5 protein-coding genes are annotated in these 4,687 nt (G+C 33.3%); all 5 read left to right on the forward strand.

Annotated features, from left to right (window positions below):
- Positions 1–227: redoxin family protein (locus L6Q46_RS12775; RefSeq protein WP_291284629.1), on the forward strand; the 227-nt coding region annotated here is incomplete at its 5' end.
- 1 nt (position 228) lies between these two features.
- Positions 229–603 carry a diacylglycerol kinase family protein gene (locus L6Q46_RS12780; RefSeq protein ID WP_291284630.1) on the forward strand — a complete coding sequence of 125 codons (375 nt, stop codon included), beginning with the start codon at positions 229–231 and terminating at the stop codon, positions 601–603.
- 33 nt (positions 604–636) lie between these two features.
- Complete coding sequence (locus tag L6Q46_RS12785; protein ID WP_291284631.1) at positions 637–3,156, forward strand: DNA translocase FtsK; 2,520 nt, start codon at positions 637–639, stop codon at positions 3,154–3,156.
- 7 nt (positions 3,157–3,163) lie between these two features.
- Positions 3,164–3,808, forward strand: coding sequence for an outer membrane lipoprotein carrier protein LolA (locus L6Q46_RS12790; RefSeq protein ID WP_245902905.1), 645 nt, complete (start codon positions 3,164–3,166; stop codon positions 3,806–3,808).
- 10 nt (positions 3,809–3,818) lie between these two features.
- Positions 3,819–4,687 (forward strand): LptF/LptG family permease (locus tag L6Q46_RS12795; RefSeq protein ID WP_291284632.1); only part of this gene is annotated, 869 nt, incomplete at its 3' end.

A 4,687-nucleotide genomic window follows, 5' to 3' on the forward strand; every position in this document is an offset into this window, starting at 1 on the left:
AACGTTTTTGTGGCGCTGAAGGATTAGAAAACGTAATTAACTTATCTGATTTTAAAGACGGAGGTTTTGGAAAAAACTACGGTTTAGAAATTACTGACGGCCCTTTAGCGGGATTACATTCACGCGTCGTAATTGTTTTAGATGAAAATGGAACAATTCTTCACACAGAACAAGTAAAAGAAATTGCTGACGAGCCAAATTACGAAGCTGCTTTAGCGGTATTATAATATGAAATTCGAAAAAGACGAAACCCTTTTTACAGGTCGATTAAAAAGTATGGGATTTGCTTTAAAGGGAGCAATCAAATTAATCACAACAGAACATAGTGTCATGGTACAGTCTTCATTGGCTGTACTTATGACATTTGCTGGATTTTATTTTGGAATCAACCGTTACGAATGGATGATGCAAATTCTAGTTTTCGGTTTAGTTTTAGGAATTGAAGGCTTAAATACTGCAGTTGAAAAAATAGCCGATTTCGTACATCCCGATTTTCATGAACGTATTGGTTTTATTAAAGATATAGCTGCTGGAGCCGTATTTTTTGCAGCCTTAACTGCTATTGCAATCGGATGCATTATTTATTTTCCATATTTGTTTTAATTTAGCTACTTTTGTAAAAATTGATCCGTTTACATGGCCAAAAAAACAAGTAAAGATTCCGTAAATTCTCCTACTGAAACCAAAGAAAAATTCTCTTGGCGTTTAAGTCGTCAGCAGAAATTTATTTTCGGTATTTTATTGATTTTCTTTTCAATAGCTTTATTACTTTCCTTTATTTCTTACTTCATAACAGGAAATAACGATCAAAATATTGTATCTGAATTAGCCAATAGAAGTGCTAAAGCAGAAAACTGGTTAGGGAAATTTGGAGCTTTTTTAGCCGACTTTTTTCTTTATAAAGGTTTTGGAGTAGCTTCATTTATTTTTGTTAGAATATTATTTTTAGTAGGTGCTTATATGATTTTAGATATGGCGCTATCTAAACTTAAAAGAAGTTTCTTTTGGGATTTGTATCTGATTATTTTCATTTCTATCATTTTAGGTTTTTTCTGGGATTACATTCCGCAATTAGGAGGAACTGTCGGATATGAAATGAATCTGTACATCCAAGATTACATCGGAAAAACAGGAACTTTATTAGTACTTCTATTTGGAATCGTGCTGTTCTTAGTTTTCAAAATCAAAATGTCGCCTGAAAGTTTTACTAAAATTTTTGAAAAACCTCAATCGGAATTAAACGAAGATATTGCCGTTGCTAATACAATAGTTCCTGTAACAGAAGAAACAAACGAAGACATTGAAGAAGAAATCAATACCGATTTACCAATAGTAACTCCGACCAATTCAAAAGATGATTTTATCTTAACCGAAGACGAAGAGGAAATGGGGAATTTCGAATTGAAAACCTATCCTTCAAATTTCGAAATCAACAAAGAGGCTTTAAAACCAACAATTGCTTCAGCATCGGAATTAAATTTAGATCCAAAACCAAAAGTTGAAACTCCAGAAGTAACTAATTTTTCAATCGAAGACAGAAGTATTCCGAAAGAAGATTTCGTTAACGAAGATGCTTTTGTTATTGAAAAAGTAGAAGAAGAGGAAATCGTAGAAGAAAATTTAGCAGCTAAATTGGTACAAGATTTTGGGTTATTCGATCCAACATTGGAATTATCGAATTACCAATTCCCTCCTATCGATTTATTAAAAGAATATTCTTCTGGCGGAATTACCATTAACCAAGCCGAATTAGAAGAAAACAAAAATAAAATTGTTGATACCTTAAAGAACTACAGTATCGGAATTTCGCAAATTAAAGCGACTGTTGGACCGACAGTTACTTTATACGAAATTGTTCCAGAAGCGGGTATTCGTATCTCAAAAATCAAAAACTTAGAAGACGATATTGCCTTATCGTTAGCGGCTTTAGGAATTCGTATTATTGCACCAATTCCAGGAAAAGGAACCATTGGTATTGAAGTGCCTAACAACAATCCAACAATGGTTTCGATGAAGAGTGTGATTGCGTCACCGAAATTTCAAACTGCCGAAATGGAATTACCTATCGCATTAGGAAAAACTATTTCTAATGAAACTTTTGTAGTAGATTTAGCCAAAATGCCTCACTTATTGATGGCAGGTGCTACAGGTCAAGGAAAATCGGTTGGATTGAATGCGGTGTTGACTTCGCTTCTTTACAAAAAACATCCTGCCGAAGTAAAATTCGTTTTGGTTGACCCGAAAAAGGTAGAATTAACATTATTCAATAAAATTGAACGTCATTATTTAGCAAAACTTCCTGATGGTGGCGATGCTATTATTACCGATAATACAAAAGTAATCAATACGTTGAATTCGTTGTGTATTGAAATGGACAACCGTTATTCTTTATTAAAAGATGCCATGGTGCGTAACATCAAAGAATACAACGAGAAATTTAGAAATCGCAAATTAAATCCCGAAAACGGACACCGCTTTTTACCTTATATCGTATTAGTAGTGGACGAGTTTGCCGATTTAATTATGACAGCAGGTAAAGAAGTTGAAACCCCTATCGCTCGTTTGGCTCAGTTAGCTCGTGCTATTGGAATACACTTGATTATTGCTACGCAACGTCCGTCGGTAAATGTAATTACGGGGATGATTAAAGCGAATTTCCCAGCGCGTATTGCGTTTAGAGTAACTTCTAAAATTGATTCGAGAACTATTTTAGATTCAGGTGGAGCAGACCAATTAATTGGACGAGGCGATTTACTATATACACAAGGAAACGAAATCGTCAGAGTACAATGTGCGTTTGTTGATACTCCAGAAGTAGATAAGATTTGTGATTTCATTGGAGCACAAAAAGCATATCCTGAAGCCTATTTACTTCCTGAGTATGTAGGTGAAGAAAGTGGCATAAAACTTGATATAGACATATCCGAAAGAGATTCTTTGTTTAGAGAAGCAGCAGAAGTAATTGTAACTGCACAGCAAGGAAGTGCCTCTTTAATTCAACGAAAATTGAAATTAGGTTACAATAGAGCAGGTCGCTTAATTGATCAATTAGAAGCTGCTGGTATTGTAGGACCTTTTGAAGGAAGTAAAGCCCGTTCCGTTTTAATTCCTGATTTAGTTGCTCTGGAACACTTTTTAAATAATGAACAAAATTAATATCAAAATGAAACGTTTTTTACAAGTTGCAATTGCATTACTAATTGGTTTTTCACTTCAAGCTCAAGATGCTAAAAAAGCAAAAGAGCTATTAGATGAAGTTTCTGCCAAAGTAAAATCGTACAATAATATCGTGATTGACTTTAAATATTCTTTAAACAATCCAAAAGAAAACATCAATCAAGAAAGCAAAGGAAATGTGGCGCTTCAAGGGAATTTGTATAACCTTAATTTTATGGGAGTAACCAAGATTTTCGATGGTAAAAAAGTGTACACTGTTGTTCCAGAAGATGAAGAAATTACAGTAGCTAATTTTGATCCTAAAGATGAAAATGCGATTACCCCAAACAAAATGTTAACTTTCTTTAATACAGGTTACAAATACGCTTGGGATATTCTTCAAAACGTTAAAGGAAGAAAAATTCAATATGTAAAATTAACACCAAATAGCAGTAAAGATCAACGCAAAGAAATCCTTGTAGGCATTGATGTTCAAACAAAACACATCTACACCGTGATTGAAGTGGGCAAAAATGGAACAAAAACTACTTTAACTGTTAATTCTTTTAAAACAAATCAGCCATTATCGAAAAATCATTTTACCTTTACCAAATCAAAATATCCTAATTATTACATCAATAAATTAGACTAATTTCGTTCGGGTGAAAATATTAGATAAATACATTATTAAATCCTTCATGATTACATTTACTTCGGTATTTGTAATCTTGTTTTTTATATTCGTTTTACAGGGAATTTGGCTTTTTATTGCTGAATTGGCGGGAAAAGATTTGGACTTTTTTACCATTCTTAAGTTCTTATCCTTTTATGCGCCTACAATCGTTCCTTTAGTTTTACCGCTTTCGGTTTTATTAGCTTCCATAATGACTTTTGGTAGCTTTGCTGAAAATTATGAATTTGCGGCTATGAAATCTTCAGGAATTTCGTTACAACGCGCTATGAAAATGCTAACCATTACTATTGGAATCTTAGCTTTTGTATCGTTCTTTTTTGCCAATAATGTAATTCCAGATGCGCAATATAAGTTTATCAATCTTAGAAAAACAATTGTACAGCAAAAACCAGCCATGGCAATTGCTGAAGGTCAGTTTAATACCATTGGAACATCAAATATTAAGGTAGATAAAAAATCCGGTGATAATGGCGAGTTTTTAGAAGGTGTTACCATGCATGTTAAAAACAGTAACATGGGTTTAGGTGCCAATACCATCATCAAAGCAAAACGAGGTGTTTTAACTAGCGAAGACGACTCTAATTATTTACAATTGGAATTATATGATGGCTTTTACTATGAAGACATTCATCCAAAAGACTATGAAGAACGTAAACGATTACCTTTTGCTAAAAGTAGTTTCACAAAATATGTTATCAATATCGATTTAACCAAATTAAATCAAGCAGAAATTGATGATGGAAATATTACGTCTGAGAAAATGCTTACCGTTCCTGAATTGAAAGTTACACTAGACTCTTTACAAAGAAATTATAATAAAGATGCTATTTCGTATTC

Source organism: Flavobacterium sp., from assembly GCF_023151265.1.
In the GTDB taxonomy this organism is placed as follows: Bacteria; Bacteroidota; Bacteroidia; order Flavobacteriales; family Flavobacteriaceae; genus Flavobacterium.

Coding starts and splice junctions, on each gene's coding strand:
- L6Q46_RS12785 (WP_291284631.1), top strand. CDS start 637: ATGGCCAAAAAAACAAGTAAAGATTCCGTAAATTCTCCTACTGAAACC.
- L6Q46_RS12790 (WP_245902905.1), top strand. CDS start 3,164: ATGAAACGTTTTTTACAAGTTGCAATTGCATTACTAATTGGTTTTTCA.
- L6Q46_RS12780 (WP_291284630.1), top strand. CDS start 229: ATGAAATTCGAAAAAGACGAAACCCTTTTTACAGGTCGATTAAAAAGT.